The organism is Streptomyces sp. NPDC001920, from assembly GCF_053594495.1.
On the sequence record NZ_JBSFEP010000006.1, the window covers coordinates 301,690 to 328,659 of the forward strand.

The 26,970-nt window shown below is 71.3% G+C and carries 24 protein-coding genes and 1 tRNA gene; 13 read left to right on the plus strand and 12 right to left on the minus strand.

The window, feature by feature from the left end; translation table 11 throughout:
- Window positions 1-33: 33 nt before the first annotated feature.
- From ACWCPI_RS12900 to ACWCPI_RS12920, 5 genes are all read right to left on the minus strand, one after another.
- Window positions 34-1,506 carry a peptidoglycan D,D-transpeptidase FtsI family protein gene (locus ACWCPI_RS12900; RefSeq protein WP_451038141.1) on the minus strand — a complete coding sequence of 491 codons (1,473 nt, stop codon included), beginning with the start codon at window positions 1,504-1,506 and terminating at the stop codon, window positions 34-36.
- Window positions 1,503-2,954: an FtsW/RodA/SpoVE family cell cycle protein gene (locus ACWCPI_RS12905; RefSeq protein ID WP_451038142.1), complete on the minus strand. Its 1,452-nt coding sequence runs from the start codon at window positions 2,952-2,954 to the stop codon at window positions 1,503-1,505. The genes ACWCPI_RS12900 and ACWCPI_RS12905 overlap by 4 nt, the downstream gene beginning before the upstream one ends.
- Before the next feature lie 27 nt (window positions 2,955-2,981).
- Window positions 2,982-4,559 (minus strand): Stp1/IreP family PP2C-type Ser/Thr phosphatase, encoded by a 1,578-nt coding sequence (locus ACWCPI_RS12910; RefSeq protein WP_451038222.1) that lies wholly within the window; start codon window positions 4,557-4,559, stop codon window positions 2,982-2,984.
- A gap of 98 nt (window positions 4,560-4,657) precedes the next feature.
- Complete coding sequence (locus ACWCPI_RS12915) at window positions 4,658-5,170, minus strand: FHA domain-containing protein FhaB/FipA (protein ID WP_451038143.1); 513 nt, start codon at window positions 5,168-5,170, stop codon at window positions 4,658-4,660.
- Window positions 5,171-5,180: 10 nt separating this feature from the next.
- Complete coding sequence (locus tag ACWCPI_RS12920; protein ID WP_451038144.1) at window positions 5,181-6,059, minus strand: FhaA domain-containing protein; 879 nt, start codon at window positions 6,057-6,059, stop codon at window positions 5,181-5,183.
- Between the two features lie 497 nt (window positions 6,060-6,556).
- Between ACWCPI_RS12920 and ACWCPI_RS12925 the strand changes: the two genes are divergently transcribed.
- A tRNA-Leu gene (locus ACWCPI_RS12925) sits at window positions 6,557-6,640 on the plus strand.
- A 309-nt stretch (window positions 6,641-6,949) separates the two neighbouring features.
- Here the strand turns inward: ACWCPI_RS12925 and ACWCPI_RS12930 are convergent.
- The 4 genes from ACWCPI_RS12930 to ACWCPI_RS12945 all read right to left on the minus strand — a co-directional run bounded on the left by ACWCPI_RS12930 (window position 6,950) and on the right by ACWCPI_RS12945 (window position 10,319).
- The gene (locus ACWCPI_RS12930) at window positions 6,950-7,714 is read right to left on the minus strand and encodes a ribosome-inactivating family protein (RefSeq protein WP_451038145.1); all 765 of its coding nucleotides are present in this window, start codon (window positions 7,712-7,714) and stop codon (window positions 6,950-6,952) included.
- 145 nt (window positions 7,715-7,859) lie between these two features.
- Complete coding sequence (locus ACWCPI_RS12935; RefSeq protein WP_451038146.1) at window positions 7,860-8,699, minus strand: WD40 repeat domain-containing protein; 840 nt, start codon at window positions 8,697-8,699, stop codon at window positions 7,860-7,862.
- Between the two features lie 376 nt (window positions 8,700-9,075).
- A complete protein-coding gene (locus ACWCPI_RS12940) occupies window positions 9,076-9,438 on the minus strand; it encodes a DUF1304 domain-containing protein (RefSeq protein ID WP_451038147.1) in 363 nt (120 codons plus the stop codon).
- A gap of 230 nt (window positions 9,439-9,668) precedes the next feature.
- Window positions 9,669-10,319 (minus strand): FMN-dependent NADH-azoreductase, encoded by a 651-nt coding sequence (locus tag ACWCPI_RS12945; protein WP_451038148.1) that lies wholly within the window; start codon window positions 10,317-10,319, stop codon window positions 9,669-9,671.
- Between the two features lie 139 nt (window positions 10,320-10,458).
- Between ACWCPI_RS12945 and ACWCPI_RS12950 the strand changes: the two genes are divergently transcribed.
- The 4 genes from ACWCPI_RS12950 to ACWCPI_RS12965 all read left to right on the plus strand — a co-directional run bounded on the left by ACWCPI_RS12950 (window position 10,459) and on the right by ACWCPI_RS12965 (window position 14,342).
- Window positions 10,459-10,821 (plus strand): winged helix-turn-helix transcriptional regulator, encoded by a 363-nt coding sequence (locus tag ACWCPI_RS12950; protein ID WP_451038149.1) that lies wholly within the window; start codon window positions 10,459-10,461, stop codon window positions 10,819-10,821.
- A gap of 228 nt (window positions 10,822-11,049) precedes the next feature.
- Entirely contained in the window at window positions 11,050-12,474 is a 1,425-nt protein-coding gene (locus ACWCPI_RS12955; RefSeq protein ID WP_451038150.1) for a DUF2252 domain-containing protein, read from the plus strand.
- 275 nt (window positions 12,475-12,749) lie between these two features.
- On the plus strand, window positions 12,750-13,652 hold the full coding sequence (locus ACWCPI_RS12960) for a hypothetical protein (RefSeq protein ID WP_451038151.1): 903 nt from the start codon (window positions 12,750-12,752) through the stop codon (window positions 13,650-13,652).
- A gap of 342 nt (window positions 13,653-13,994) precedes the next feature.
- Window positions 13,995-14,342 (plus strand): rhodanese-like domain-containing protein, encoded by a 348-nt coding sequence (locus tag ACWCPI_RS12965; protein WP_451038152.1) that lies wholly within the window; start codon window positions 13,995-13,997, stop codon window positions 14,340-14,342.
- Window positions 14,343-14,398: 56 nt separating this feature from the next.
- Here ACWCPI_RS12965 and ACWCPI_RS12970 read toward each other — a convergent pair whose 3' ends face one another.
- Window positions 14,399-15,532 (minus strand): acyl-CoA dehydrogenase family protein, encoded by a 1,134-nt coding sequence (locus ACWCPI_RS12970; protein ID WP_451038153.1) that lies wholly within the window; start codon window positions 15,530-15,532, stop codon window positions 14,399-14,401.
- Between the two features lie 245 nt (window positions 15,533-15,777).
- On the opposite strand from ACWCPI_RS12970, the gene ACWCPI_RS12975 reads away from it, so the two are divergent.
- The 3 genes from ACWCPI_RS12975 to ACWCPI_RS12985 are packed head-to-tail and all read left to right on the plus strand — an operon-like array spanning window position 15,778 to window position 18,520.
- Entirely contained in the window at window positions 15,778-16,563 is a 786-nt protein-coding gene (locus ACWCPI_RS12975) for a DUF5819 family protein (RefSeq protein WP_451038154.1), read from the plus strand.
- Window positions 16,560-17,786: an HTTM domain-containing protein gene (locus ACWCPI_RS12980; protein ID WP_451038155.1), complete on the plus strand. Its 1,227-nt coding sequence runs from the start codon at window positions 16,560-16,562 to the stop codon at window positions 17,784-17,786. Before ACWCPI_RS12975 ends, ACWCPI_RS12980 begins: the two co-directional genes overlap by 4 nt.
- Window positions 17,783-18,520: a TrmH family RNA methyltransferase gene (locus tag ACWCPI_RS12985; protein ID WP_451038156.1), complete on the plus strand. Its 738-nt coding sequence runs from the start codon at window positions 17,783-17,785 to the stop codon at window positions 18,518-18,520. The genes ACWCPI_RS12980 and ACWCPI_RS12985 overlap by 4 nt, the downstream gene beginning before the upstream one ends.
- On the opposite strand, the gene paaN is transcribed toward ACWCPI_RS12985, so the two are convergent.
- Window positions 18,517-20,211 carry a phenylacetic acid degradation protein PaaN gene (gene paaN, locus ACWCPI_RS12990; protein ID WP_451038157.1) on the minus strand — a complete coding sequence of 565 codons (1,695 nt, stop codon included), beginning with the start codon at window positions 20,209-20,211 and terminating at the stop codon, window positions 18,517-18,519. The two genes, ACWCPI_RS12985 and paaN, sit on opposite strands and share 4 nt — an antisense overlap.
- Window positions 20,212-20,371: 160 nt before the next feature.
- Between paaN and ACWCPI_RS12995 the strand changes: the two genes are divergently transcribed.
- Together ACWCPI_RS12995 and ACWCPI_RS13000 are read left to right on the plus strand one after the other, a co-directional pair.
- Window positions 20,372-21,898, plus strand: coding sequence for a 3-hydroxyacyl-CoA dehydrogenase (locus tag ACWCPI_RS12995; RefSeq protein WP_451038158.1), 1,527 nt, complete (start codon window positions 20,372-20,374; stop codon window positions 21,896-21,898).
- A gap of 19 nt (window positions 21,899-21,917) precedes the next feature.
- On the plus strand, window positions 21,918-22,508 hold the full coding sequence (locus ACWCPI_RS13000) for a TetR/AcrR family transcriptional regulator (protein WP_388803548.1): 591 nt from the start codon (window positions 21,918-21,920) through the stop codon (window positions 22,506-22,508).
- A 155-nt stretch (window positions 22,509-22,663) separates the two neighbouring features.
- Here the strand turns inward: ACWCPI_RS13000 and ACWCPI_RS13005 are convergent, their stop codons facing one another.
- A complete protein-coding gene (locus ACWCPI_RS13005) occupies window positions 22,664-23,149 on the minus strand; it encodes an Lrp/AsnC family transcriptional regulator (RefSeq protein WP_451038223.1) in 486 nt (161 codons plus the stop codon).
- Window positions 23,150-23,339: 190 nt separating this feature from the next.
- Between ACWCPI_RS13005 and pdhA the strand changes: the two genes are divergently transcribed.
- Genes pdhA through ACWCPI_RS13020 form a run of 3 tightly spaced genes read left to right on the plus strand, consistent with a single transcriptional unit; the run spans window position 23,340 to window position 26,874 of the window.
- Complete coding sequence (gene pdhA, locus ACWCPI_RS13010; protein ID WP_451038159.1) at window positions 23,340-24,476, plus strand: pyruvate dehydrogenase (acetyl-transferring) E1 component subunit alpha; 1,137 nt, start codon at window positions 23,340-23,342, stop codon at window positions 24,474-24,476.
- Window positions 24,473-25,477 carry an alpha-ketoacid dehydrogenase subunit beta gene (locus ACWCPI_RS13015; RefSeq protein ID WP_451038160.1) on the plus strand — a complete coding sequence of 335 codons (1,005 nt, stop codon included), beginning with the start codon at window positions 24,473-24,475 and terminating at the stop codon, window positions 25,475-25,477. The genes pdhA and ACWCPI_RS13015 overlap by 4 nt, the downstream gene beginning before the upstream one ends.
- A complete protein-coding gene (locus ACWCPI_RS13020; protein ID WP_451038161.1) occupies window positions 25,477-26,874 on the plus strand; it encodes a dihydrolipoamide acetyltransferase family protein in 1,398 nt (465 codons plus the stop codon). Before ACWCPI_RS13015 ends, ACWCPI_RS13020 begins: the two co-directional genes overlap by 1 nt.
- Window positions 26,875-26,970: the final 96 nt, after the last annotated feature.

A 26,970-nucleotide genomic window follows, 5' to 3' on the forward strand; every position in this document is an offset into this window, starting at 1 on the left:
ACGTGCACCGATGTGAAGGGGACGTGAGCGGGGTCACTTCTTGCTGTCGATGACCGCCTCCATGACGCTCTTGGCGATGGGTGCGGCGAGACCGCCGCCCGAGATGTCGTCGCGGACGGCGTTCTCGTCCTCGACCACCACGGCCACGGCCACCGGCGCGCTGTTGTCGACCTTGGCGTAGGAGATGAACCACGCGTAGGGGTTCTCGCTGTTGTCCACGCCGTGCTGGGCGGTGCCGGTCTTGCCGCCCACCTTGACGCCGTCGATGCGTGCCCGCTTGCCGGTGCCGTCCTCGACGACGGTCTCCATCATCGACTGCAGGATCTGCGCGTTCTCCGCCGACAGGGGCCTGCTCAGTTCCTCGGGGTCGGTCTTCTCGACGGCGTCGAGGTTCTGGGTCTGGAGTTCGTCGACCATGTACGGCTTCATCAGGACGCCGTTGTTGGCGACGGCCGAGGCGACCATGGCCATCTGCAGCGGGGTGGCCGCGGTGTTGAACTGGCCGATGGAGGACAGCGCGGTCTGCGAGGGGTTCATGTCGTCGGAGAAGACCGACGCGCTGGTGCGGACCGGGGTGAACTGCTCCTCGGTGAAGCCGAACTTCTTGGCTTCCTCCAGCATCTTGTCGTTGCCGAGGTCGGAGCCGATCTTTCCGAAGACGGTGTTGCAGGACCACTGCAGGGCGACCCGGAGCGTCGCGTTCTTGCAGGGGATGTCGCCCTCGTTCTTCAGCACGGTCGTGGTGCCCGGCATCGTCCACGGCAGCGGGGTCTTGGTCTTCTGGTCGGCGGCCGTGTACAGGCCGTTCTCCAGCGCCGCGGCCGCGGTGACCACCTTGAAGGTGGAGCCGGGCGGGTAGACCTCGCGCAGCGCCCGGTTGAGCATCGGGTCGTCCGGGTTGTTCTTCTTGTCGAGCTTCTTCCAGGCCTCGGCGTCGGAGTCGCCACTGCCGGCGATCGTGGAGGGGTCGTACGACGGGAACGACGCCAGCGCCAGGATCTTGCCGGTGGACGGCTCGATGGCGGCCACGGCGCCCTTGCCGCCCTGCCTCTTCAGGCCCTTGTACGCGGCCTTCTGCGCGGCGGCGTTGAGGGTCGTGACGACGTTGCCGCCCTCCTTCTCCTTGCCCGTGATCATGTCGAGCGTGTTGCGGAAGAAGAGCCGGTCGTCGGTGCCGGTGAGGATGCCGTCGTTGATGGACTCCAGCTGGTTGGCCCCGTAGGCCTGCGAGACGAAGCCGGTGACGGGCGCCCACATGGCGCCGTCCTTGTAGGTGCGCTTGAACTTGAAGTCGCCGCTGGTCGTCTCCTTGTGCCCGGTGATCGGGCTGCCGTCGACGATGATGTCGCCGCGTGGCGTGGCGTAGCGGGCGATGAGGACCCGGCGGTTGTCGGGGTCCTCCCGCAGGGTGTCGGCCTTGACGTACTGGAGCCAGTTGTCGCGGATGAGCAGGGCGAGGACGAGGAGGCCGCAGAAGACCGCGATCCGGCGCAGGGGCTTGTTCATGACGGACGGACCACCTGGGTCATCTCAGCGTCGGGGTTCGGTGCGGGGGCCGGTGCCGGGCGGCGGGCGGTGTCGCTGATGCGGATGAGTACGCCGATGAGCGCCCAGTTGGCGATGACGGAGGAACCGCCGTACGCCAGGAACGGCATCGTCATACCGGTGAGCGGGATGAGCCCCATGACGCCGCCGGCGACCACGAATACCTGGAGCGCGAAGGCGCCGGACAGGCCGATGGCGAGCAGCTTGCCGAAGGGGTCGCGGGCGGCGAGGGCGGTGCGCACGCCGCGTTCCACGATCAGGCCGTAGATCAGCAGGATCGCCATGACGCCGGCGAGGCCCAGTTCCTCGCCGAAGGTGGCGAGGATGAAGTCGGAGTTGGCGGCGAACCGGATGAGTTCGGAGTGGCCCTGGCCCCAGCCGGTGCCGAGGGTGCCGCCGGAACCGAAGGCCCACAGGGCCTGCATGGCCTGCTCGGAGTGGAGGATGCCGTCGGTGCTTCCCTCGCGGCTGAGCGTGTACTCCCGCATCGGGTCCAGCCAGGCCTGGACTCGGGTTTGGACGTGCGGTTCGAAGCTCGCCACACCCACGGCGCCGGCCGCGGACATCAGCAGACCGAAGACGATCCAGCTGGTCCGCTCGGTGGCGACGTACAGCATGATGACGAACATCCCGAAGAACAGCAGCGACGTACCGAGGTCGGTCTCGAAGACCAGGATGAGGATCGAGATCATCCAGACGACGATGATCGGACCGAGGTCGCGGCCGCGCGGCAGGTACAGGCCCATGAAGCGGCGGCTGGCGAGAGCGAGCGCGTCCCGCTTGACCATGAGGTAGCCGGCGAAGAAGACCGCGAGCACGATCTTGGCGAACTCACCGGGCTGGATGGTGAAGCTGCCGACCTGGATCCAGATCTTGGCGCCGTAGGTGAGTTCGGCCCCGAGGCCGGGAACGAGCGGGAGCAGCAGCAGGACCAGCGCGCCGACCATGGAGATGTAGGTGTAGCGCTGGAGCGTGCGGTGGTCCTTGAGGAAGACCAGCACCGCGATGAACAGGGCGATTCCCATCGCCGTGTAGATCAGCTGGTTGGTCGCCTTGCCGCCGGCCTGTCCGATCGACTGCAGCAGCTTCGACTGGTCCAGCCGCCAGATGGCCACCAGCCCCAGACCGTTCAGCAGTGTCGCGAGCGGCAGCAGCAGCGGGTCGGCGTACGGCGCGAACTTGCGGACGGCGAGATGGCCGACGCCGGCCAGCAGGCCGAGGCCCAGGCCGTAGCTGAGCAGCCCGGCGGGCACCTCGTCGCTGATGGCCAGGCCCACGTTGGCGTAGGCGAAGACCGGGATGACAACCGCGAACACCAGCAGCGCGAGCTCGGTGTTGCGCCGACTCGGTGCGCCGATCGCGCCGATCGTGGACGTGTGGTGCGTCGGCGAGTTCGTAGTACTGCTCATCGTGTGACGGGGCCTCTCACGGCTTGCCTACTGCGTGCCGCAGTTCGTGACGACCTTCTGCTCTTCCTCCGAGAGAGTGGGGCCGGGGCTTGGCGTCGCGGTCGGTGTCGGGGAGGTGGAGGAGGAGGGCGGGGTCGGGGACTTGGTGGCCGATGGGGTCGGTGTCGCCTTGGACGTGAGGGAGGTACGGGTGGTTCCCGTGGTGCCTCCGGCCTCGCCCTCGCCCGTGCGGGAGTTCTTGTCGCTCTGCGCGGCCTGCTGCTCCGAGCGCTTCTTGCAGGCGGACGCCTGCAGGGCGAGCTCGTCGATCTTCGCCTGGGCGTCCTTGAGGCCGCCTTCGGCGATGGTCTCCTTGACCAGCTTCTGCTGGTAGGGCGGCAGGTACTTGAGTTCGATCTCGGGGTGGTCCTTCTCCACCTTCGACAACGAGACCCAGGCCAGGTCCTGGCTGATCCCGCGGTACAGGGCGACATGTTCTTCGTTGGCGCCGACGTAGTACTGGGTCTGCGTCCAGCGCCAGCCGCCGTACAGGCCGCCGCCGATGACGGCGAGCGCGAGGGCTGTGTAGAAGGATCTCTTCAGCCACTTGCGGCCCGTGCCGGGCTTGACGAAGTCGTCGTCGGAGTAGTCGCCGAAACTGCCGGCCGGGATGTAACCGGTGGTGTCGCCGGAGCCGGGCGGGCCGAACTCGCCGCCTGCGCCGCCCTGGCCGGGCATCTGGCGGCCGAGACCGGAGGCGCGGCCGGCCGGGGTCTGCATGATGCCGTTGTCGTGCAGGTGGTTCTGGTTCTCGGCGACGGCGCCGACCACGACCGGGGTGTCGTGCAGCTGTCCGGCGAGGGTGTCGCCCGTGTCGAGGTCGAGGACGTCGGCGACGATGACGGTGATGTTGTCCGGGCCGCCGCCGCGCAGCGCGAGCTCGATCAGCTGCTGCACGGTCTCCTGGGGGCCCTGGTAGCTGGCGAGGGTGTCCTCCAGGGTCTGGTGGGACACCACTCCGGACAGGCCGTCGGAGCAGATCAGGTACCGGTCGCCGGCGCGGACCTCGCGGATGGACAGGTCGGGTTCGACGTGGTCGCCGCTGCCCAGCGCGCGCATCAGCAGGGAGCGCTGCGGGTGGGTGGTGGCTTCCTCCTCGGTGATGCGGCCTTCGTCGACGAGGCGCTGCACCCAGGTGTGGTCCTGCGTGATCTGCGTGAGGACGCCGTCGCGCAGCAGGTAGGCGCGGGAGTCGCCGACGTGGACGAGGCCGAGTCGCTGACCGGTCCACAGCAGGGCGGTGAGCGTGGTGCCCATGCCCTCCAGCTGGGGGTCGTCCTCGACCATGGAGCGCAGCTGGTCGTTGGCGCGCTGCACGGCCGTGCCGAGGGAGGTGAGGACGTCGGAGCCGGGGATGTCGTCGTCGAGGGCGACGATGGTGGAGATCGCCTCGGAGGAGGCGACCTCGCCCGCGGCCGCGCCGCCCATGCCGTCGGCGATGGCGAGCAGGCGGGGTCCGGCGTATCCGGAGTCCTCGTTGCCCTCCCGGATCATGCCTTTGTGCGATCCGGCGGCGAAGCGCAGTGACAGACTCATGCGCACCTCGCCTGTCGGCTCCGGGTACATCCGCACGGTGCCCACCCTCCGGTCGGGAGCGCGCCGGGGCCCGTGGTGTGGGCCACCGCTGCGTGCTCGCTCCGCTCGCGCCTATTCATGATGTAGCACTACTTCCGCAGCTCGATGACGGTCTTGCCGATGCGGATCGGCGCGCCCAGCGGAATCGGTGTGGGGGTCGTCAGCCGCGTTCGGTCGAGGTACGTGCCGTTGGTGGAGCCCAGGTCCTCGACGATCCACTGGCCGTCGCGGTCCGGGTAGATCCTGGCATGCCGGCTGGAGGCGTAGTCGTCGTCCAGCACGATCGTGCTGTCGTGCGCCCGGCCCAGGGTGATGGTCTGGGCCTGGAGCGCGACGGTGGTGCCGGAGAGGGTGCCCTCGGTCACAACCAGCTTGGAGGGTGCGTTACGGCGCTGCCGGCCGCCGCTCTGCTGGCCGCGCTGCTGCGGCGGGGCCGCCTGCCGGGCGGCCTGCTGCGGCCGGGCGGACTCGCGGCGCGAGCCGCGCTGAGTGACGCGCGTACCGAACAGGTCGCTGCGGATGACCTGCACGGCCACGATCACGAACAGCCACAGGACGGCCAGGAAACCCAGCCGCATGACCGTGAGGGTCAGCTCTGACATTGCCCCCGCTTCACCCTTCGGCTTGCCTATAGATAACGGTGGTGCTGCCCACGACGATCCGCGAGCCGTCGCGGAGCGTAGCGCGGGTGGTGTGCTGCCCGTCCACCACGATGCCGTTGGTGGAGCCGAGATCCTGGATCGTCGAGGGCGTTCCGGTCCGGATCTCGCAGTGCCGGCGGGAGACGCCGGGGTCGTCGATCCGCACGTCGGCCTCGGTGCTGCGGCCCAGCACCAGTGTCGCGCGGGAGATCTGGTGGCGGGTGCCGTTGATCTCGATCCAGTAGCGGGTGCGTCCGCCGGCCGCGGGGGCGGCGGGGCGCTGGCCGCCCGCGGGTTGCGGGTAGCCGTAACCGCCGGGGCGGCCGCCGGGGGGCGGCGCGGCCGGCATGGGAGGGGCTCCCGCGGGTGCGGCGGCCGGCGGGTAGCCGTAGCCGCCCGCGGCGGCGGGGCGCTGGGGGCCGCCGGGTCGTCCGGCCGGGGCGGCGGGCGCGGGTCCCTGGCTCTGCTGGTCGGTGGAGCCGGCGAGGGTGCGGCTGCGCACGCGGTACAGGCCGGTGTCGAGGTCGTCGGCCTTCTCCAGGTTGACCTTGATCGGGCCCATGAAGGTGTAGCGCTGCTGCTTGGCGTAGTCGCGGACCATGCCGGCGAGCTCGTCGCCGAGCTGGCCGGAGTAGGGGCTCAGGCGCTCGAAGTCCGGCGCGCTGAGTTCCACGATGAAGTCGTTGGGGACGACCGTGCGGTCGCGGTTCCAGATGGTCGCGTTGTTGTCGCACTCGCGCTGGAGCGCTCCCGCGATCTCCACGGGCTGGACCTCGGACTTGAACACCTTGGCGAAGGTGCCGTTGACCAGACCTTCGAGACGCTGCTCGAACTTCTTCAGGACTCCCATGGGGCACCTCCTCCGTCGTTGCCTACGTCCTGCATCCCGCCGGGCGGGTACTGCCTTACCTGGTACTGCTTACTGATCGTATCCACGCGCCGGTAAATCGGCTGGTTCCCCCTGTCGGCCCGGTCGACGGGTGTCGACGCCCACGAAGTTCCCTTCGGAGCTCCCGTTCGAACTCCTCGGGGACACAGTCTTGCCATGGATCGTAGAGGCGGCCGAAGACCAGTGTCCCGCACCTGACTGTGGAGCCCGACCGGCTCCTGGGGAGACGAGGGGTACCGGTACGAGGTTGATACGTGAACAGGTCGTCGTCGATACGAACGCCGGTGGCCGTCGGCGGGCCCGTGCTCGCACGCCGGTGCCGACTGCGCTGGTGGGCGGTCGCGGGGGCGTCTGCCCGCCGATAAGGGATGTGAACCCACCCTGGACGGCGTGCTAATGTTCTGGGTGTCGGAAGGCGCCAAGCCCCAAGGGGCAAGGGGCCGGAGGACACACCCAATGCGCGGGTGGCGGAATAGGCAGACGCGCTGGATTCAGGTTCCAGTGCCCGCAAGGGCGTGGGGGTTCAACTCCCCCCTCGCGCACAGAGAGAACCGATGGAACGGGTCTCTGCAGGTGACGGAAGTCACCGCAGGGGCCCGTTTCTCGTTGTGCTGGTTGCTGTGAGACATTCCACAGCCTGGTCAGGCCGCTCAACAGACCCCGGCGCGTGAGCTATCTCACGGGCGGGGAGTGGCTTCGGGTGCCGTGGTGACCTGATGCCGCAGATACGGCGGGACCCCGACTGTGGGTAGGAAGATGCCCCGGCGGGACAGGGGGGAGTGTCCCGCCGGGGCGGCTCGTGGTGGGTCGGTGCGGTTCGGGCAGCCGATGAGGGCATGGCTGATGCCGGTCTAGTCGCGCGGCAGCCCGACCTGCTGTGCGGTGACGAGGACGTCGGACCCGTTGTCCATGCCGTTCGCGATGCGGTCGGCGATGGGGCGGGACCGGGCGGCCTCGGTGATGGCGATGATGCAGCGGAGCATGCCGCGCGCCTGGGCGGTGCGGTCGGTGCCGCGGATGCCGAGGTCCCTGAGGCTGCTCTCCAGGCTCGACTCGCTCAGTTCCACGGCACGCAGGGGCTGGTTCGCGATGCGGGTCAGGGCGTCGTAGCCCTCCTTGCCGAGGAACCAGTTGTCGTCGGTGGCGCCCTCGTCGTGAGGCACGCCGGAGGCGAGGTTCAGGACGAAATCGTGCGGGGTGCCGCTGGAGAAGAACCGCATGATGTGGAAGTCGCCGAGCCGTACGACCGCGTGCACCACGGGGGTGTGGCGATCGCTGCTGATCACGACGTCGGCGAAGCTCCGGGTCTGCGTGGCGTCGGTGATGACGGCATTCGCCCCGGTGTCGACGTCGGGTGGGACGCGGCCGTCGGCCGAGGCCTCGGCGAGCTCGCGCAACTGGTCGAGCATGGCCAGATAGGTGCCCGAACCGCGGTTGATGTTCCAGCGGACCTGTGGGACGCCGATGTGTTCCTCGCCGGCGACGGTCTCGGCGTCGCTCGGCGCATCGTCCGCCGCCGTCGAGGCGGATGTGCCGGTGTCCCCGGACCCCAGCATGATCACCAGTACTCCGAGGAGGACGGACAAGGCGACCACGATGAGGACGCTCGTGGGCATGGTGCGCTCCGGTTGTTCGACGTGCAGCGATGTCACGATCGACGCTCACAGCCGGGAGGTTGTTTGGCAGGTCCCCTGTGCCGCCGCATACAACTCCGGAGGATCTAGCTCCTCCTTGTTTGTCAGTATGTGGGGCTTTCGCCGGTCAGGGGCAGACCCGTTGGTACGGCCGGTCCGGAACGTAGGTGCGCCACTGCGCCCGGGTCAGCTCCGCGTTCCCGGTACGGGAACAGACGAGCGTCACCGCTCCGTCAGGATCCACGACGTACCGCTGGAGGGGGACGTGCGCGCCGCCCGCGTACAGCGTTTCGCTGTCCGGGCCGAAGGCGAGGGTGTGGATGCTTTCACCGGGGGTGGGCAGAGGAGGGCCGAGAGGTTGCCGGGTGGCGATGTCCCAGAGTTGGACGGTGCCCGCGTCGCCGCCCACGGCGAGCGTGCTGCCGTCCGGACTGAATGCGAGAGCTGTGATCGTCTCGGCTGAGTCGGTGGACGGATCGACGGGCGCCGGAAAGACGTTCCTCAGGATGCCCGCTCGGTGCCGGAGGGCGCCGTCCCAGAGGGCCACCCGCCCTGTCCCGTCGCCGGCCGCCAGTCTGGAGCCGTCGGGAGCGAAGGCTATTTCCTCGATGCTGTCGTGCTGGACGAGGTCATGGGCGTGGGACCGGCCCGCTCGGACGACGCGGTTGTCGGTCACGAGGAGCCCGTCGTCCCGGCTGACGGCCAGATGACTGCCGGCCGGGCCGGGGAGGAGCGCCGTCCTCCGCCGCCGCATGGTGTCCCATGTCTCGTTGACGATGCCGTCGTCGGTCGATCGGGCGGTGAGGAGCGTACGGCCGCCCGGTCCCAGGGCGATCGCGTCCGTCGGCATCGCGGACGCCGTCGACAGGTCCACAGTGGTCTTCGCGTGTCCGGCGGTCACGTCCCACACCGTCAGACGCTGAGACAGCACGTCCCAGCCGGGGACGAAGACTCCGTACGCGAACATGCCTCCATCGGGGCTGAAGGACAGCAAAGGCTCGGAGATGTCCGAGGGGACCGTCGGTATGCCGGTGCGGAAGACGGGAGGTGACGGGGTCGGCAGGGTGCGCGGCAGACGGCCGTCGCGCGTGTTCCGCAGCTGGACGACGTAGCGCCGCTCTCGATGACGGACGAATCCCGGCCCTACGGTGCGCGGTTCGTACGTCCTTTGCCGGTCGGCGGGTGGGGTGGGACGTTCGAGGTCGCTGGTCGCTGGTCGCTGGTTGCCGGTGTGTGCTGGTCGCTGGTGTGTGCTGGGCGCTGTGAGGTGCCCGCCGGCTGGTGGGAGGTGGCGCCCCGCCCGGCTTGCGACCTGTCTGACGGGCGGGGCCGGCGGCGGCAGTTCAGCCCGCCGCGACGACCGCGGCGAGGGTCACGGCGGCGGGCAGGGCCTGGGCGAAGAGGATGCGGCGGTTGGCGGTGGCCGCGCCGTAGACACCCGCGACGACGATGCAGGACAGGAAGAAGATCTGGAGGTCTTGACCCGTCGGATCGTCGGCGATCAGACCCCAGACCAGGCCCGCGGCCAGGAAGCCGTTGTAGAGGCCCTGGTTGGCGGCCAGTGCCGCGGTCGAACGGGCCATCTCGGCGTCGAAGCCGGAGAAGCGGCGGCCCGGGCCGCGCTGCCACAGGAACATTTCCAGGACCAGGATGTAGGCGTGCAGCAGCGCCATGAGGGCGACGAGGACGACCGAGAGCAGATGCATGCGCTGATTGTGCCGGTGGGGTCTCAACGGTCGCCTCGCAGGCCCCTCGGTGCCGGGTCGGTCCCTCGCCACCGGGGTCCGGGCCCCGGTCCCGCGGGGCTGTCCTCGTTCCCGGCGGGCCACAGGCCCTCCGGCCCGGCAGGACCAGCACGTCCTGCCGGGCCCGTGGCGTGCGCCTGGACGTGCCGGCCGGGCTGGGCTGCGCCGCGAGACGCCGAGCCGCGGCGGTGTCAGGCCGCGAGCCGCTGCGCCAGCTGCTTCGCCTTCGTGGCGGCCTCGTCCAGGGCCCGTTCGCGGGACGCCTCGAAGAGCGGGACCAGGTCGGCCATCTGCGGGTTCGCCGGGGCCATCGTGAGCTCCGGAACGATGAAGTCGAGGTCGGTGCCGAGGAAGTCCCCGAGGACGGCCGACAGGTAGTTCTGCACGTACTCGTAACCCTCACGCGGGGTGCCGGGACCGTACGCGCCGCCACGGCTGGCGACGACGGTGACCGGGGTCCCCTTGACCGACTGGGCGTCGCCCGCCGTACGGCCGAACAGGACCACGTTGTCCAGCCACGCCTTCAGCGTCGACGGGATCGTCAGGTTGTACATCGGGGCGCCGATCAGCACGGCGTCCGCGCGCTCCAGTTCCTCGATCAGCTTCAGGCGCTCCGCGAAGGCGGCCGCCTGCTCGGGGCTGTGGGTGGCCGGATCGGAGAACCCGGCGGTGTGGGCGTGTGCGGTGATGTGCGGCACGGGGTCCGTGGCGAGATCGCGGTGGATCACCGTGCCCTCGGGGTGCTGGTCCTGCCAGGTGCGGCGGAAGGCGTCGGTGACGGCCCGGGAGGAGGAGGCGTCGCCGGCGAAGACCGAGGAGTCGATGTGCAGGAGCGTGGCCATGGCTGTCTCCGGAAGAGGAGGGAGCGGCACGGGCTTTCGCCCGCCGGAACCGCAGGGACTGAAAGTTCGTACTCGACTATGAATAACACAGTCACTTACTTTTTTTCACCCCCCAACGGTAAGGCAGTACGCTGAGGGCATGGCGGGTGAGCGGAGTCACGACCTAGGGGCGTGCCAGCGGGTCGACGAGGGCATCAACCGCGTCTTCCAGCTGTTCGGGAAGCGCTGGACCGGCCCCATCGTGTCCGTGCTCACCGCCGGGCCCGCGTACTTCGTCGCCCTGCGCCGCGCGATCCCCGGAATCAGCGAGCGCATGCTCTCCGACCGGCTCACCGAGCTCTCCGCCGCGGGGCTGGTGGTGCGCGAGGTGTACGAGGGGCCGCCGCTGCGGGTGGTGTACCGGTTGACCGAGGCGGGTGCCGCGCTGGAGCCCGCGTTGACCGAGTTGGGCCAATGGGCCAAGACGTATCTGGCGGACGGGGAGCGGCGTGAGGGTTGTTGAGGGGCGGGGGTTCACGCGAGGCACCGGGCGCCGGTGAGGCCGGGGCGAGGCCGATGAGGCGGGGCACGAGGCCGGTGAGGCTGGTGAGGCCGGTGATCAGGTCGGTCCTCGCGGGCGGTTTTCCACATCCGCTGAGTTGTCCACAGGGTCTGACGAGTTTCGGCCACCGGCTGTAACGTCGGCACGAGTTGATGTTCGTGTGTGAGTGAGCGGGGGAGGCGGTCGGTGATGGCCCGGACAGGTGGACAGGACAGGTCGAAGGCAGCGGCGGGCCGACTGCCCCGGGTGGGCGGTTTCGCAGAGTGGCCCGGCGGCGGGTCGCTCAAGGAGGAGGGCAAGGCGCTGCGCGAGCGGATCCCGCGCGCCGAGCACGCGGTCCTCGCCCTCGACGCCGACCGCCCCGATGCCGTGGCCGCCGTCGAGGAGTCCAACGTCGGCCGGCTCCCCGAACTCACGCCGATCAGGGTCGGCCGCATGGCGGCCACGCCCTTCGCCTTCCTGCGCGGCTCGGCGGGCCTCATGGCGTACGACCTCGCCCGCACTCCCATGACCCGGATCCGCGCACAGATCTGCGGCGACGCCCACGCGGCGAACTTCGGTCTGTACGGTGACGCGCGCGGTGGCCTCGTCATCGATCTGAACGACTTCGACGAGACGGTGAGGGGTCCCTGGGAGTGGGACCTCAAGCGGCTGGCCACGTCCCTCGTGCTCGCGGGCCGCGAGGCGGGCGCGGACGAGGACGCGTGCCGCAAGGCGGCGCACGACGCGGCCGGTGCCTACCGGCGCACGATGCGGTTTCTGGCCAAGCTGCCCGTGCTGGACGCGTGGAACGCGATCGCGGACGAGGAACTGGTCTCCCACACCGATGCCCATGACCTGCTCGGCACGCTGGAGCGGGTCGCGGAGAAGGCACGGGCCAACACCAGCGGTCGCTTCGCGGCGAAGTCGACGGAGCCGACCGAGGACGGCGGACGCCGGTTCGTCGACGCCCCGCCGGTTCTGCGCCGGGTCCCGGACGAGGAGGCCGCGGTGGTCGCGGCGTCGCTGGAGGAGTACCTCACCACGCTCTCCGAGGACCGCCTCCCCCTGCTGGCCCGTCACTCCGTGCACGACGTGGCGTTCCGCGTGGTGGGCACGGGCAGCGTCGGCACCCGCTCGTACGTCGTCCTGCTTCTGGACCACCGGGGCGAGTCCCTGGTCCTCCAGGTGAAGGAGGCCCGCCCCTCGGCCCTCGTCCCGCATCTGTCCACGGCCGGATTCGAGGCTCAGGAGGCGGAGCACGAAGGGCGGCGCGTGGTCCTCGGCCAAAAGCGCATGCAGGTCGTCAGCGACAACCTGCTGGGCTGGACGACGGTCGACGGGCTGCCCTTCCAAGTACGCCAGTTCCGCAACCGCAAGGGCAGCGTCGACCCGGCCGCGCTGGCCGCCGACCAGATAGACGACTACGCCCGCATGACCGGCGCCCTGCTGGCCCGCGCCCACTCCCACAGCGCCGACCCCCGCCTGATCTCCGGCTACTGCGGCAAGAACGAGGAGCTGGACGAGGCGATCGCCACCTTCGCCGTCAGCTACGCCGACCGCACGGAGGCGGACCACGGTGCCCTCGTGGCAGCGGTGCGGGCGGGGCGGATCGCGGCGGAGATGGGGGTGTGAGGGGTTGACTCCGCCCGGGGCACCCCGGGCCGAACCCGCACCGCTACTTCTCGCGCGAAGCGTCCGGCCACACCGTTCGCAAGGGTCGCCCGGTCGCCCGGTCGCCCGGTCGCCCGGTCGGGCAGTGGGGCAGTCGCAGGAGCCGCCCGGGCTCGGTGAGCTGCGATGTCCTCGGTGGGACGGGGGCCGGTGAGCGCCGTCCGGTGCCGTCCGGGCAGGACGTCGTGGCGGATCGGCTACGAAGGGCGGGGCAGGGTGTGGCCTACGCTGGTCGGGTGACGACCCCGGAAGCTGAGCAGTCCCAGGCCGAGCCCACTGGTGCGCAGACGCGCCGTGGTGCCGACGCGCCCGCCGGTGGAACCGAGCAGGACGGTGAGGCGAAGGTGACCGCCGAGGACGGCGCACCGCGGCCCGAGGCGCGGCTGGAGCGGGCCGTGCGGGCCGCCGAGCAGGCGTTGATCGAGTACGAGATCGCGGTGGAGACCTTCCGCGTCGAGGTGGAGAACTTCTCCCGGCTGCACCACCAGAAGCTCGGGCCGATGTACGCCCGCCTCGACGAGCTGGACGCCCGGATCGCCGAGGCCACGGCTGCCCGCACCGGTGACCCCGAGGACATCCGCAAGGCCGACGAGGCCCGCGCCCGGGTGATGCCGATGCCGGGCGTCGAGGAGCTCTTCCACGGCTGGATGGACGACGAGGGGCTGTTCCCGGAGGCCGCGGCGATGCTCACGGACCAGCCGGTGCAACCCCCGCAGCGGGTGCGCCCCAGCGAGGAGGCCCGCAAGCTCTACCGCGAGCTGGCCCGCAAGGCCCACCCCGATCTGGCCCAGGAAGAGGCCGAGCGGGCCCGGCGCGAGGAGTTCATCACCCGCGTCAACGCCGCCTACGCCCGTGGTGACGAGGCGCTGCTGCGGGAGCTGGCGGAGGAGTGGGCCGCGGGTCCCGCGCCCAAGGAGCAGGGCCCGACCCCCGCCGAGGAGCTCTACGCCCGCCTCGAATGGCTCGCCCAGCGCAAGGAGATGCTCGCCCTCGTCGCGAAGGATCTGGAGGAGAGCGCGATCGGCGCGATGCTCCGCCTCGCCCCCGAGGACCCCGACCGCCTCCTCGACGAGATCGCCGACCAGCTGCTGGCCCAGGTGGCGCAGAAGGAAGCGGAGCTGGCGGCGCTGCTCGGCTAGGGCGCGGAAACGCCCCCTGAGGGGTGCGGGGCCGTGTCCATGTGGTTCCGCCGCGACCGTTGCGCGGTTTCGCCGCGACCGTTGGGCGGTTGCGCCCCGGGGCGAGGTGCCGTCACACCGCGGGGCGCTGCCCGGTCGTGCCGGGGGGTGCTGCCCGGTCGTGCCGGGGAGCTGCCCGGTTTGCGCCGGGGTGGCTGCTTCGGGAGCGTCGCGGGGCGGTGTGAGGTTCGCAGCCGCGGGGCAGGCCGAGCCTCGACCGGGCATGCGTTCGCCGGGCGGCCGTAGGGTGTGCCCTCGCGGGAGACCGCAGCTGCCCCGCACCCGTCCGGTAGCGTCGGAGTCATGCATTTCGGATCAGGTGTTCCCACGGTCGAGGTCACGGACCTCAAGGACGACGACTTCCTTCTGGACGTCCGTGAGGCCGACGAATGGCAGGCGGGTCACGCCGAAGGCGCCCTGCACATTCCCATCAGCGAGTTCGTCGCCCGCTACGGCGAGCTGACCGAGGCCGCGCCGCAGGACGGCCGCGTTCATGTGATCTGCCGCTCCGGTGGCCGTTCGGCGCAGGTCGCGATGTACCTCGTCCAGCAGGGCGTCGACGCCGTGAACGTCGACGGCGGCATGCAGGTGTGGGCGGCGGCCGGGCGGCCCGTGGTGACCGACGAGGGCCGGCCGGGCTACGTGCTCTGAGCCGTTTCGCGCAACCGTGGCTCTGAGCCGCTTCGCCGAGCCCTCGGCGGCGATCCTCAGGCCAGGGGATGCGCCGCCAGCAGGTCCCCCAGCGCCTCCTCGTGTGCCGCCGCCGGGCCGAGCGCCAGTTCCAGGTGCTTGGCCCAGGCGTGGTACCGGTGCAGCGGATACTCGACGTCGGCGCCGAAGCCGCCGTGCAGATGCTGGGCGGTCTGCACGATCCGCCGTACGCCTTCCGAGGCCCAGATCTTGGCCACGGCCACGTCCCCGGAGACCGGCAGCGCCCCCGGTGCCCCCGAGGTGATCCGCCACGCGGCCTGCCACAGCGCGGCCTCCATCGCGCGCAGGTCGACATAGCGGTCGGCGCACTGCACGGCGACCGCCTGGAACGTGGCGATGGGGTGCCCGAACTGCTCCCGCTTGCTCGCGTACCCGGAAGTCATCTCCAGCACCCGCTCCCCCAGCCCGAGCGTCAGCGCGCAGATCCCCGTGGTCAGCAGCTCCCGCAGCCACTCCCAGGCGCCCTCGGCGTCCAGGACGTACCGCGCCGCCACCCGCACCGACTCCAGCCGCAGCTCCCCCAGCCGTTCCCCGCTCGTGGAGAACTGCTCGGTGAGCGCGGCCCCCTCAGCACCGGGCGGCACAAGCGCAAGGACGCTCCGGTCGGTGGCCGTACGGGCCGGGACGACGACGAGATCGGCCTCGTACGCCCAGGGAACCGCGGTCTGCACCCCGTCCAGCACCCAGGCGGAACCCTCCTGCCGAGCGGTCACCGCCAGCTCGGCCGGATCATGGCCGGTGCGGCCGTGCGCGGCGACCGTCAGCACGACCTCGCCGCGCCCCGCCGGCGCGAGCAGTTCGTCCTTCAGCTCCGGGCCGCCGTACGCCTGGACGGCGGCCGTCGCCGCGCTGCTCTCCAGGAGCGGCACCCGGGCCAGCACCTTCGCCGACTCGCGCAGCACCAGGCACAGGGCGATGGCGTCCAGGCCGGCCCCGCCGCGCTCCTCGGCCAGCAGCAGGCTCAGCAGGTCAGCGTCCGCGAGCCTGCCCCACAGCGGGCGGTCGAAGTCGTCGGCCACGGCACCCGGCGTGAGCGCGGGGGAGGGCACCGCGTCCGGCGCGACCCCCGCGAACACCCCGCGCGCCGCCTCGGCCGCCGCCTGCTGCTCCTCGGTGAAGGTGAAGTCCACGGTCCCTGCCCTTCCACACGCACGGCGATCTGACGGAGCGTCAAGATAGAACAGGTTCTAGAAGAAGGGAATGCTCCGCGTAGGCCCCCCGTAACCTCCCGTAAGACCCCCGTACGGTCCCGTGCGACCCCCGTAAGGTGTGGACAACGGCGGCCCGTCAGGGGGTGTGCCCGGCGGGTGGGCCTGAGTACCGTTCCCGTGCGAGCGCTGAGGGCAGACGAACCGGAATCAGGGAACGGGGCAGCATGGACGCGTACGACGCAGGCTCAGCCGCCCGTCGCGGCCCGGAAGAGGAGCCGCAGGACGCCCCTTTCTCCGCCGTGCCCGCGCCCGCCCCGCCGGCCCGTACCGGTGTGGCCGCCCTCTCCCTGCGGTACCAGATCGGCGCCGCCCTCGCGCTCGCGGTCGTGGCGATCACCGTGTGCGTCCACACCGGCATGGTCTTCCTGCACGTCGCTCCGCCGAACACGGTCACCAAGCGGCACGGCAAGGCGATCGACGACTGGATATACCCGGAGTTCGAGCAGAACTGGAAGCTGTTCGCCCCCAACCCGCTGCAGCAGAACATCTCGGTGCAGGTCCGCGCCGAGGTCGTCGGCGGCGACGGCGGCACCCGCAGGACCGGCTGGTACGACCTGTCCGCCCAGGACGGCCGGGCCATCGACGGCAATCTGCTGCCCAGCCACACCGAGCAGAACGAGCTGCGTCGGGCCTGGGACTTCTTCGTCGCCACCCACGACGCCCAGAACCGACCGGTGGGGCTGCGCGGCGCGCTGTCCGAGACGTATCTGCGACGCATAGCGGAGCTGCGCCTGGACCGTGAGGACGCGGCCGGCGCCGGGGGCGTCGTCGAACGCGTCCAGTTCCGCTCCCGCACCACCAACGTGCCCCCGCCGAAGTGGAGCGACGAGCGGGTCTCGGACAAGCCGACCTATCGCGTGCTGCCGTGGTGGTGGGTCGACAAGAAGGAGGAGAGCGCCGGCGCGGCCGGAGCCGCGAGCGCGCACGGCGTCCAGGGGGGCGCACGGTGAACCGCCTCACCCTCGTGATCTCCTCCGGTATCGCCCGGGTCACCGAGGCCGCCCTCGGCCCGTACCAGACGGCCGTGATCCGCATCGGCTTCGCCGCGACCTGGCTGCTGTTCCTGCTGCGCGAGTTCCCGCACCGCCACGAGCTGTACGGCCCCGACGGTCCCTGGAACACGGACCTGGCCCAGCAGCTGATCGGGTCGAACGGTGCCTTCACCGCCCTGGTGTGGTCGAGCGACGGAACCTGGTTCGAGTCCGTCTACGCCTTCGCCGTCCTGACCAGCGTTCTGCTGCTGCTGGGCTGGCGTACCCGCACGATGTCCGTGCTGTTCATGGTCGGTGTGCTCTCGCTGCAGAACCGGTCCATCTTCATGGGCGACGGCGGCGACAACGTCCTGCACCTGATGTGCGTCTACCTCGTGTTCACCCGCTGCGGTCAGGTGTGGTCGCTGGACGAGCGCCGGGTGCGGCGCACGCGGGAGGCACGCGCGCGCGGCGAGCGCGTCCCGCCGGACCGGGCCGGCCCGGCGCTGTGGAGTGTCCTCGGGCTGGTGCTGGCCGCGGTGACCGCCGCGGGCCGGCTCGACGGCGACCCGACCGTGCCGGTGATCCTGTGGGCCGTCTGGCTGGGCCTGGGCGTGTGGTGGATCGTGGGCCGGCGCGCGCGGACCGACCAGCCCCGCATCCTGCTCGACGTCATCGGCAACGTCGTCCACAACGGGGCCCTGCTCGTGATCATGGCCGAGGCATGCCTGATCTATGCCACCGCCGGCTGGTACAAGATCCAGGGCTCCCGCTGGCAGGACGGCACCGCCGTCTACTACCCGCTGCACCTCGACTACTTCTCGCCCTGGCCGGCCCTCGCCGAGCTGCTGTCCTCCAGCGGCACCATGGTGATGCTCATCACCTATGCCACGGTGCTCGTGCAGGTGGCCTTCCCGTTCACCCTTTTCAACCGGCGGGTCAAGAACGTCCTGCTGGCAGCCATGATCACCGAGCACGCCGTGATCGCGGTCGTCCTCGGGCTGCCGTTCTTCTCGCTGGCGATGATCGCGGCGGACGCGGTGTTCCTGCCGACGTCGTTCCTGCGCCGCCTGGGCGTGGGGGCGGCACACGCGCGCGAACGGCTGGCACGGCTGGTCCGGCGCGGCGGCGCACCGGAGGCGCTCCCCGACCCGCACACGCCGGAGAACCCCGAGCACGCGCACGTAGGCTTCCCGGCATGACCGTGACCTCCTGGCACCGGCTCGCCGAGACCGCTGTCCTGCTCGACGGCTTCCATGCCCTCAAGCACGCCCTGCGCTTCGGCGCCGAGGTCCCGCTGGCGGTCGCCGTGGACCGGGACGGCACGCTCGCCCTCGCCGAGGAACTGGCGCCGGACGTGCGGCAGACGCTGGAGGCGCTCCTGACGGAGGTCTCCGAGCCTGCCTACACCTCCCTCGTTCCGCGGCCGCACCCCACCGCGGTGGCCGCCCTGGCGGTACGTCCGCCTCGCGCGGCCAACCTGGAGAGGCTGGCGCACGCCCCCCGCACCGCCCCCGTGGTGGTCCTCGACCACCCGCGCAACCTCGGCAACGCGGGCGCCGTGATCCGCCTGGCCGCCGGTTTCGGCGCGACCGGCGTCGTCACCACCGGCACCCTCGACCCCTGGCACCCGACCGTCGTACGCGGCGGGGCCGGCCTGCACTTCGCGACCGCCGTCGAGCGGCTGGACGTGGCCGAGCTGCCGCCCGGGCCGCTCTACGCGCTCGACCCCGAGGGCGACGACATCCGGGCCGTCAAGCTCCCGGACGACGCCGTCCTCGCGTTCGGGTCGGAGCGCAGCGGCCTGTCCGCCGAACTACGCGCGCGCGCCGACCACTTGGTGTCCCTGCCGATGCGCCCCCAGGTCTCCAGCTACAACCTGGCGACGAGCGTGGCCATGACGCTTTACCACTGGAGCCTCGACAAGGCGTTCTAGGCCTCCCGGCGCACCTCGACGACCCGGAACCGGTTGGCGACGAACGCCCCGTCGCACAGCGCCGAGTTGGCCGCCGGGTTGCCGCCCGACCCGTGGAAGTCGGAGAACGCGGCCGTCTGGTTGACGTACACCCCACCGGTCAGGTTCAAGGACAGCTGGGCCGCCTCCTCCAGGCACACCTCCTGGATCGCCTGCTCGACCTCCTCGTCGGTGGTGTAGGCGCCGACCGTCATCGCGCCCTTCTCGCGGACCGTCCGCCGCAGCAGCTCCACCGCGTCGGCCGCCGAGTCGATCGCGACGGCGAAGGAGACAGGGCCGAAGCACTCGCTCATGTACGCGGCCTCGTCGTCCGGCTTGGCGCCGTCCAGCTTCACCATCACGGGCGTACGGACCACCGCGCCCGGGAACTCCGGGTTGCCGATCTCCCGCGAGGCCAGGGCGACTTCGCCGAGGCCGGCCGCGGCCTCCAGGCGGGCCTTGACGTCCGGGTTGACGATCGCGCCCAGCAGGGCGTTCGCGCGGGCGTCGTCGCCGAGCAGGCCGTCGACCGAGCGGGCGAGGTCCGCGACCACCTCGTCATAGGTCTTCGGACCCTGCTCGGTGCGGATGCCGTCGCGGGGGATGAGCAGGTTCTGCGGGGTGGTGCACATCTGGCCGCTGTACAGGGACAGCGAGAAGGCCAGGTTGGACAGCATCCCCTTGTAGTCGTCGGTGGAGTGGACGATCACCGTGTTGACGCCGGCCTTCTCGGTGTAGACCTGGGCCTGGCGGGCGTTGGCCTCCAGCCAGTCGCCGAAGGTGGTCGAGCCGGTGTAGTCGATGATCCGGATCTCGGGGCGGGTGGCCAGAGTCTTGGCGATGCCCTCCCCCGGGCGCTCGGCGGCCAGCGCCACCAGGTTCGGGTCGAAACCCGCCTCGGCGAGCACCTGCCGGGCGACCTGCACGGTGAGCGCGAGCGGCAGCACCGCGCGCGGGTGGGGCTTGACCAGGACCGCGTTGCCGGTGGCGAGGGAGGCGAACAGGCCCGGGTAGCCGTTCCAGGTCGGGAAGGTGTTGCAGCCGATGACCAGGGCGATCCCGCGCGGCACCGGCGTGAACTGCTTGGTCAGCGCCAGCGGGTCGCGCTTGCCCTGCGGCTTGGTCCACTCGGCCGTGTCGGGGGTGCGGACCTGCTCCACGTACGCGTACGCCACCGCTTCCAGGCCGCGGTCCTGCGCGTGCGGGCCGCCGGCCTGGAACGCCATCATGAAGGCCTGGCCGGAGGTGTGCATGACCGCATGCGCGAACTCGTGCGTGCGGTCGCTGATCCGCTTGAGGATCTCCAGGCAGACCACCGCCCGCATCTCCGCGCCCGCGTCCCGCCACGCGCGCTGACCGGCCTTCATGGCGGGCAGCAGCACGTCGATGTCGGCGTGCGGGTACTCGACGCCCAGTTCGATGCCGTACGGGGAGACCTCGCCGCCCACCCAGTCGTCGGTGCCGGCCTGGCCGAGGTCGAGGCGGCTGCCGAGCAGGGCGTCGAAGGCCGCCTTGCCCGCCGCCGCGTCCAGGCTGCCGTGCTCACCGTAGGCCTTGGGGTGCTCCGGGTGCGGAGACCAGTACGCGCGCGTGCGGATCGCTTCCAGCGCCTGGTCGAGTGTGGGCCGGTGCTTGGCGATCAGCTCGTGGGTGGTCATCTCGGCGGTGGCCATGCGGGACCAACTCCTCGTTTCCAGAGCTCGCCGTCGAGCTCTTGGCCTGGGCAGAAACATGGGCGGGAACAGCCAGTCAGAGCTAGAGTAACCGAACGATCGGTCGGTTCAAGGGGGTCCGCCGCATCTGTGGAAAACCCCGTGCGGGAGGATCGCGCACATGACAGCACTCGACCTCAGCAGCCCCGTGGCCGTCGTCGGCACCGGCACCATGGGCCAGGGCATCGCCCAGGTCGCGTTGGTCGCCGGCCATCCCGTACGGCTGTACGACGCCGTACCCGGGCGGGCCCAGGACGCGGCCGACGCGATCGGCGCGCGCCTGGACCGGCTCGTCGAGAAGGACCGCCTCACCGGCGCCGAGCGCGACGCGGCCCGCGCCCGACTGCGGCCCGCCGGCTCGCTCGCCGACCTCGCGGACTGCGCCCTCGTCGTCGAGGCCGTGCTGGAGCGCCTCGACATCAAGCAGGAACTGTTCCGCGAGCTGGAAGGCGTCGTCGGCGAGGACTGCCTGCTCGCCACCAACACCTCGTCCCTGTCCGTCACGGCCATCGGCGGCGCCCTCGCCAACCCCGGCCGCTTCGTCGGCCTGCACTTCTTCAACCCCGCCCCGCTGCTGCCGCTGGTCGAGGTCGTCTCCGGGTTCGCCACCGACGTCACGTCGGCCACGCGCGCGTACGAGACGGCCCGCGCCTGGGGCAAGACGCCGGTCGCCTGCGCCGACACCCCCGGCTTCATCGTCAACCGCATCGCCCGGCCCTTCTACGCGGAGGCCTTCGCGGTCTACGAGGCGCAAGGGGCGGACCCGGCCACGATCGACGCCGTCCTGCGCGAGTGCGGCGGCTTCAAGATGGGCGCCTTCGAGCTCACCGACCTCATCGGGCAGGACGTCAACGAGTCCGTCACGCACTCGGTGTGGCAGTCGTTCTTCCAGGACGTGCGCTTCACGCCCTCGCTCGCCCAGCGCCGCCTGGTCGAGTCCGGCCGGCTGGGCCGCAAGAGCGGGCGCGGCTGGTACGACTACTCCGCCGAGAGCGGGACCGCCGAGCGCGACGAGCCGCACACCGCGGAGAAGCAGCGGCCGCCCGCCTACGTCGTCGTCGAGGGCGACCTCGGCCCCGCCTCCGAGCTGCTCACACTGATCCGCGAGGCGGGCATCCAGGTCCGCGAGGAGGAAGAGGACCACGGCACCCGCCTGGTGCTGCCCGGCGGCGGCCAGCTCGCGCTCGCCGACGGGCAGACCTCGGTGGAGTTCCGGGACGTCGTGTACTTCGACCTCGCCCTCGACTACCGCCGGGCCACCCGGATCGCCCTGTCCGCCTCCCAGGACACCTCGTCGCAGACCCTCGCCGAGGCCACCGGGCTCTTCCAGGCGCTCGGCAAGGACGTCAGCGTCATCGGTGACGTCCCCGGCATGATCGTCGCCCGCACGGTCGCCCGGATCATCGACCTCGCGCACGACGCCGTCGCCAAGGGCGTGGCCACCGAGGAGGACGTCGACACCGCGATGCGGCTCGGCGTCAACTACCCGCTCGGCCCCTTCGAATGGAGCCGCAGGCTCGGCCGCAACTGGGCCTACGCTCTCCTCGACGACCTGCACCTGCGCGACCCCTCGGGGCGGTACGCGCCGTCCCTCGCGCTGTACCGCCACGCGTACGCCTCCGACAAGCGCGAGGGCGGCACCTCATGACCCGGGAGGGCTGCACCGTATGACCACCGCCAAGCGCGACACGTACACGCCCGAGACGCTGCTCTCCGTCGCCGTGCGGGTCTTCAACGAGCGCGGCTACGACGGCACCTCCATGGAGCACCTCTCCAAGGCCGCCGGCATCTCCAAGTCGTCGATCTATCACCACGTCACGGGCAAGGAGGAGCTGCTGCGCCGCGCCGTCAGCCGGGCGCTCGACGGGCTCTTCGGGATCCTCGACGAGGAGCACGCGCGCGAGGGGCACGCCGCCGACCGCCTGGAGTACGTCGTGCGGCGCATGGTCGAGGTGCTCATAACCGAGCTGCCCTATGTGACGCTGCTGCTGCGGGTGCGCGGCAACACCGAGACCGAACGGTGGGCGCTGGAGCGGCGCCGCGACTTCGACCACCGGGTCGCCGCACTGCTGAAGGCGGCTGCCGCCGACGGCGAGGTGCGGGCCGACGTGGAGGTGCGGCTGGCCACCCGGCTCGTCTTCGGGATGATCAACTCGATCGTGGAGTGGTACCGGCCGGACGGCCGCGGCGTGAGCGAACGCGAGGTCGCCGACACCGTGGTGCGGCTGGTCTTCGGGGGACTACGGCAGGAGGACTGACCGTTGCAGCGGCTCGGGCCGCCGCCTGATGTACGCGCGCGTGGCCGGCTGAGTACGGGGCCGGATGCCCGTGGGCGCCCCGTCCGGTGAGCTGTGACGCATGAGCGAGGACGTGGCCATGGCGATGGCCTCCGGCTGACGGCCGGGGCGCCCGCTCAGCCCTGCGGCTCCAGGTCCTCCTCCTCGAACACCAGCAGCGTGCGCGTGCTGAGCACCTCGGGGATCGCCTGCAGCCGGGTCAGGACCAACTCGCGCAGCGCCCTGTTGTCGGAGGTGTGCACCAGGAGCAGCACATCGAAGTCGCCGCCGACCAGCGCGATGTGCGAGGCGCCCGGGAGCTGGGTGAGCTGCTCGCGCACCGTGCGCCAGGAGTTCTGCACGATCTTCAAGGTGATGTAGGCGGACGTTCCCTGACCGGCGCGTTCATGATTGACGCGGGCCCCGAAGCCGCGGATGACGCCGTCCTCGATGAGGCGGTTGATGCGGGCGTAGGCGTTGGCGCGCGAGACATGCACCCGCTCGGCGACCGACCTTATCGACGCGCGGCCGTCCGCCTGGAGCATCTGGAGGATGTCCAGATCGATGGCGTCGAGCGGACGAGGCGGCGCCGCGGGTGCGCCGTCGCCCGGGCTGTCGGCCATTTGTTCAGGCGCCATGTCCCCCCACCTTCCTCCCGTGGACGTACTGCGTTCATTGGAGGCTGTGGAGAACCGTTTGTCCACAGCCTGAGGGGGCCTGTAGCCAAAATGTGCCGACGACCGAACAATCGGTAGGTGAGGCGCGTCACTGCCGTCGCGCCTCCCGTAGCCGCTCCCACGAGGAGGTGCCGTCATGACGGTCATGGAGCAGCGAGGCGCGTACCGGCCATCGCCGCCGCCCGCCTGGCAGCCCCGCATGGACCCCGCGCCGCTGCTGCCGGACGCGGAGCCTTACCGCGTCCTCGGCACCGAGGCCGCCGCCAAGGCCGACCCGGACCTGCTGCGCCGGCTGTACGCCGAGTTGGTGCGCGGACGGAGGTACAACGCGCAGGCGACCGCCCTGACCAAGCAGGGCCGCCTCGCCGTCTACCCGTCCAGCACCGGCCAGGAGGCATGCGAGGTCGCCGCAGCGCTGGCCCTGAAGGAGCGCGACTGGCTCTTCCCGAGCTACCGCGACACCCTCGCGGCCGTCGCCCGGGGCGTGGACCCCGTGGAGGCGCTGACCCTGCTGCGCGGTGACTGGCACACCGGCTACGACCCCCACGAGCACCGCGTGGCCCCCCTGTGCACGCCGCTCGCCACCCAGTTGCCGCACGCCGTCGGCCTCGCCCACGCCGCCCGCATCAAGGGCGACGACGTGGTCGCGCTGGCCATGGTCGGCGACGGCGGCACCAGCGAGGGCGACTTCCACGAGGCGCTGAACTTCGCCGCCGTGTGGCAGGCCCCGGTCGTCTTCCTGGTCCAGAACAACGGCTTCGCGATCTCCGTCCCGCTCGCCAAGCAGACCGCGGCCCCGTCACTGGCCCACAAGGCCGTCGGCTACGGGATGCCCGGCCGGCTGGTCGACGGCAACGACGTGGTCGCCGTGCACGAGGTGATCGGCGACGCCGTGCGGCATGCCCGCGCGGGCGGCGGACCGACGCTCATCGAGGCGATCACCTACCGCATCGACGCCCACACCAACGCCGACGACGCGACCCGCTACCGCGGCGACTCCGAGGTCGAGACCTGGCGCGGACACGACCCGATCGCGCTCCTCGAACACGAGCTGACCGAGCGGGGCCTGCTCGACGAGGCCGGGAAGCAGGCCGCGCGGGACGCCGCCGAGACGATGGCCGCGGATCTGCGCGAGCGGATGAACGCGGACCCGGCGCTCGACCCGATGGACCTGTTCGCCCACGTGTATGCCGAGCCCACGCCGCAACTGCTGGAACAGCAGGCCCAGTTGCGGGCGGAGCTCGAGGCCGAGTCGGAAGGGTCGCACCGATGACCACCGTCGCCGTCAAGCCGGCCACCATGGCGCAGGCCCTCACGCGCGCGATGCGCGACGCCATGGCCGCCGACCCCACCGTCCATGTCATGGGCGAGGACGTCGGCACCCTCGGCGGAGTCTTCCGGGTCACCGACGGGCTGGCCAAGGAGTTCGGCGAGGACCGCTGCACGGACACGCCGCTGGCCGAGGCGGGCATCCTGGGCACGGCGGTGGGCATGGCCATGTACGGGCTGCGTCCCGTGGTGGAGATGCAGTTCGACGCGTTCGCCTACCCGGCGTTCGAGCAGCTCATCTCGCACGTCGCGCGCATGCGCAACCGCACCCGCGGCAAGATGCCGCTCCCGATCACCGTGCGCGTCCCCTACGGCGGCGGCATCGGCGGTGTCGAGCACCACAGCGACTCCTCCGAGGCGTACTACATGGCGACTCCGGGGCTCCATGTCGTCACGCCCGCGACCGTCGCCGACGCCTACGGACTGCTGCGCGCCGCCATCGCCTCCGACGACCCGGTCGTCTTCCTGGAGCCCAAGCGGCTGTACTGGTCGAAGGACACCTGGAACCCGCAGGACCCGCAGAGCGTTGAACCGATCGGCCGCGCGGTGGTGCGGCGCTCGGGGACGAGCGCCACGCTCATCACGTACGGACCGTCCGTGCCCGTCTGCCTCGAAGCCGCCGAGGCGGCGCGCGAGGAGGGGTGGGATCTGGAAGTCGTCGACCTGCGCTCGCTGGTGCCGTTCGACGACGAGACGGTCAGCGCCTCGGTGCGGCGGACCGGGCGGGCGGTCGTCGTGCACGAGTCGGGCGGGTTCGGCGGCCCGGGAGGGGAGATCGCGGCCAGGGTCACCGAGCGCTGCTTCCACCACCTGGAGGCACCGGTGCTGCGGGTGGCCGGGTTCGACATCCCCTACCCGCCGCCGATGCTGGAGCGTCACCACCTGCCCGGCGTGGACCGCATCCTGGACGCCGTGGGGCGTCTGCAGTGGGAGGCCGAGAGCTGATGGCACAGGTGCTGGAGTTCAAGCTCCCCGACCTCGGGGAGGGGCTCACCGAGGCGGAGATCGTCCGCTGGCTGGTGGAGGTCGGTGACGTCGTCACCGTGGACCAGCCGGTCGTCGAGGTCGAGACGGCCAAGGCGATGGTCGAGGTTCCCTGCCCCTACGGCGGCGTGGTCACGGCCCGCTTCGGCGACGAGGGCACGGAACTGCCCGTCGGGGCGCCGCTGATCACGGTGGCGGTAGGAGCACCGGACTCCGGCGGTGCTGTCGGGCGGCAGGCCGAGGAACCGGCCGCCCCCGGCGGCAAGACCGAGGGTTCCGGGAACGTCCTGGTGGGTTACGGCACGTCCGAGGCCCCCTCGCGGCGGCGCAGGGTGCGGCCGACGGCTCCGCAGCGGCGGGAGCAGGCCGTTCGTGGGCCCTCCGCCGCGTCCGCCGGCGCGACCCCGGCCGCGCCTCACAACGGCGGCCACGAGGGCCCGGTGCCGGTGATCTCCCCGCTCGTCCGCCGCCTCGCCCGTGAGAACGGCCTGGACCTGCGGGAACTGCACGGTTCCGGACCGGACGGGCTGATCCTGCGGGCCGATGTGGAGTACGCGCTGCGGGCCGCCTCCGCGCAGGGACGGGTGGCGGCGCCCACGGCCGCCCGGGGAACGGCATCCGCGGTGACTCCCGCGGCAGCTCCTCCCGCCCGTGCCAAGACCGGCCCGGCCGGCATCCGCACCCCCCTCAAGGGCGTCCGAGGTGCCGTCGCCGACAAGCTGTCGCGCAGCCGGCGGGAGATCCCCGACGCGACCTGCTGGGTGGACGCCGACGCGACCGAGCTGATGAGGGCGCGGACGGCCATGAACGCCGCCGGTGGGCCGAAGATCTCCCTGCTCGCTCTGCTGGCCCGCATCTGCACCGCCGCCCTGGCCCGGTTCCCCGAGCTGAACTCCACGGTCGACATGGAGGCCAGGGAGGTCGTCCAGCTCGACCACGTGCACCTCGGGTTCGCGGCCCAGACCGAGCGGGGGCTCGTCGTCCCGGTCGTGCGAGACGCACACGCGCGGGACGCGGAGTCGCTGACCGCCGAGTTCGCCCGGCTGACCGAGGCGGCACGCGCGGGCACCCTCACACCGGCGGAACTCACCGGCGGAACCTTCACGTTGAACAACTACGGAGTGTTCGGCGTCGACGGCTCCACGCCGATCATCAACCACCCCGAGGCCGCGATGCTCGGCGTCGGCCGCATCATCCCCAAGCCCTGGGTCCACGAGGGTGAGCTGGCCGTCCGGCAGGTCGTCGAGCTGGCGCTCACCTTCGACCACCGTGTCTGCGACGGCGGTACCGCGGGCGGCTTCCTGAGGTACGTGGCGGACTGCGTGGAACAGCCGGCGGTGCTGCTGCGCACCTTGTGAGCGAGCCGTCAGGGCCGGAACTGCTCGCATCGCGCTCCCGGTGAGCGAGCCGAAACGGCCTCCGGTTGCCCCACCGCGTTCCCTGTGATCGTGGAG

Bases quoted from the DNA above. Each gene is read 5' to 3' on its own strand.
- ACWCPI_RS12930 (WP_451038145.1), bottom strand. From the start codon at position 7,714: ATGCCCACGAGCGTCCTCATCGTGGTCGCCTTGTCCGTCCTCCTCGGA.
- ACWCPI_RS13005 (WP_451038223.1), bottom strand. From the start codon at position 23,149: ATGGCCGACAGCCCGGGCGACGGCGCACCCGCGGCGCCGCCTCGTCCG.
- ACWCPI_RS13000 (WP_388803548.1), top strand. From the start codon at position 21,918: ATGACCACCGCCAAGCGCGACACGTACACGCCCGAGACGCTGCTCTCC.
- ACWCPI_RS12995 (WP_451038158.1), top strand. From the start codon at position 20,372: ATGACAGCACTCGACCTCAGCAGCCCCGTGGCCGTCGTCGGCACCGGC.
- ACWCPI_RS12985 (WP_451038156.1), top strand. From the start codon at position 17,783: ATGACCGTGACCTCCTGGCACCGGCTCGCCGAGACCGCTGTCCTGCTC.
- ACWCPI_RS13015 (WP_451038160.1), top strand. From the start codon at position 24,473: ATGACCACCGTCGCCGTCAAGCCGGCCACCATGGCGCAGGCCCTCACG.
- ACWCPI_RS12915 (WP_451038143.1), bottom strand. From the start codon at position 5,170: ATGTCAGAGCTGACCCTCACGGTCATGCGGCTGGGTTTCCTGGCCGTC.
- ACWCPI_RS12945 (WP_451038148.1), bottom strand. From the start codon at position 10,319: ATGGCCACGCTCCTGCACATCGACTCCTCGGTCTTCGCCGGCGACGCC.
- ACWCPI_RS13020 (WP_451038161.1), top strand. From the start codon at position 25,477: ATGGCACAGGTGCTGGAGTTCAAGCTCCCCGACCTCGGGGAGGGGCTC.
- ACWCPI_RS12935 (WP_451038146.1), bottom strand. From the start codon at position 8,699: ATGTTCGCGTACGGAGTCTTCGTCCCCGGCTGGGACGTGCTGTCTCAG.
- ACWCPI_RS12975 (WP_451038154.1), top strand. From the start codon at position 15,778: ATGGACGCGTACGACGCAGGCTCAGCCGCCCGTCGCGGCCCGGAAGAG.
- ACWCPI_RS12900 (WP_451038141.1), bottom strand. From the start codon at position 1,506: ATGAACAAGCCCCTGCGCCGGATCGCGGTCTTCTGCGGCCTCCTCGTC.
- ACWCPI_RS12955 (WP_451038150.1), top strand. From the start codon at position 11,050: ATGGCCCGGACAGGTGGACAGGACAGGTCGAAGGCAGCGGCGGGCCGA.
- ACWCPI_RS12920 (WP_451038144.1), bottom strand. From the start codon at position 6,059: ATGGGAGTCCTGAAGAAGTTCGAGCAGCGTCTCGAAGGTCTGGTCAAC.
- pdhA (WP_451038159.1), top strand. From the start codon at position 23,340: ATGACGGTCATGGAGCAGCGAGGCGCGTACCGGCCATCGCCGCCGCCC.
- ACWCPI_RS12910 (WP_451038222.1), bottom strand. From the start codon at position 4,559: ATGTACCCGGAGCCGACAGGCGAGGTGCGCATGAGTCTGTCACTGCGC.
- ACWCPI_RS12965 (WP_451038152.1), top strand. From the start codon at position 13,995: ATGCATTTCGGATCAGGTGTTCCCACGGTCGAGGTCACGGACCTCAAG.
- ACWCPI_RS12940 (WP_451038147.1), bottom strand. From the start codon at position 9,438: ATGCATCTGCTCTCGGTCGTCCTCGTCGCCCTCATGGCGCTGCTGCAC.
- ACWCPI_RS12950 (WP_451038149.1), top strand. From the start codon at position 10,459: ATGGCGGGTGAGCGGAGTCACGACCTAGGGGCGTGCCAGCGGGTCGAC.
- ACWCPI_RS12905 (WP_451038142.1), bottom strand. From the start codon at position 2,954: ATGAGCAGTACTACGAACTCGCCGACGCACCACACGTCCACGATCGGC.
- paaN (WP_451038157.1), bottom strand. From the start codon at position 20,211: ATGGCCACCGCCGAGATGACCACCCACGAGCTGATCGCCAAGCACCGG.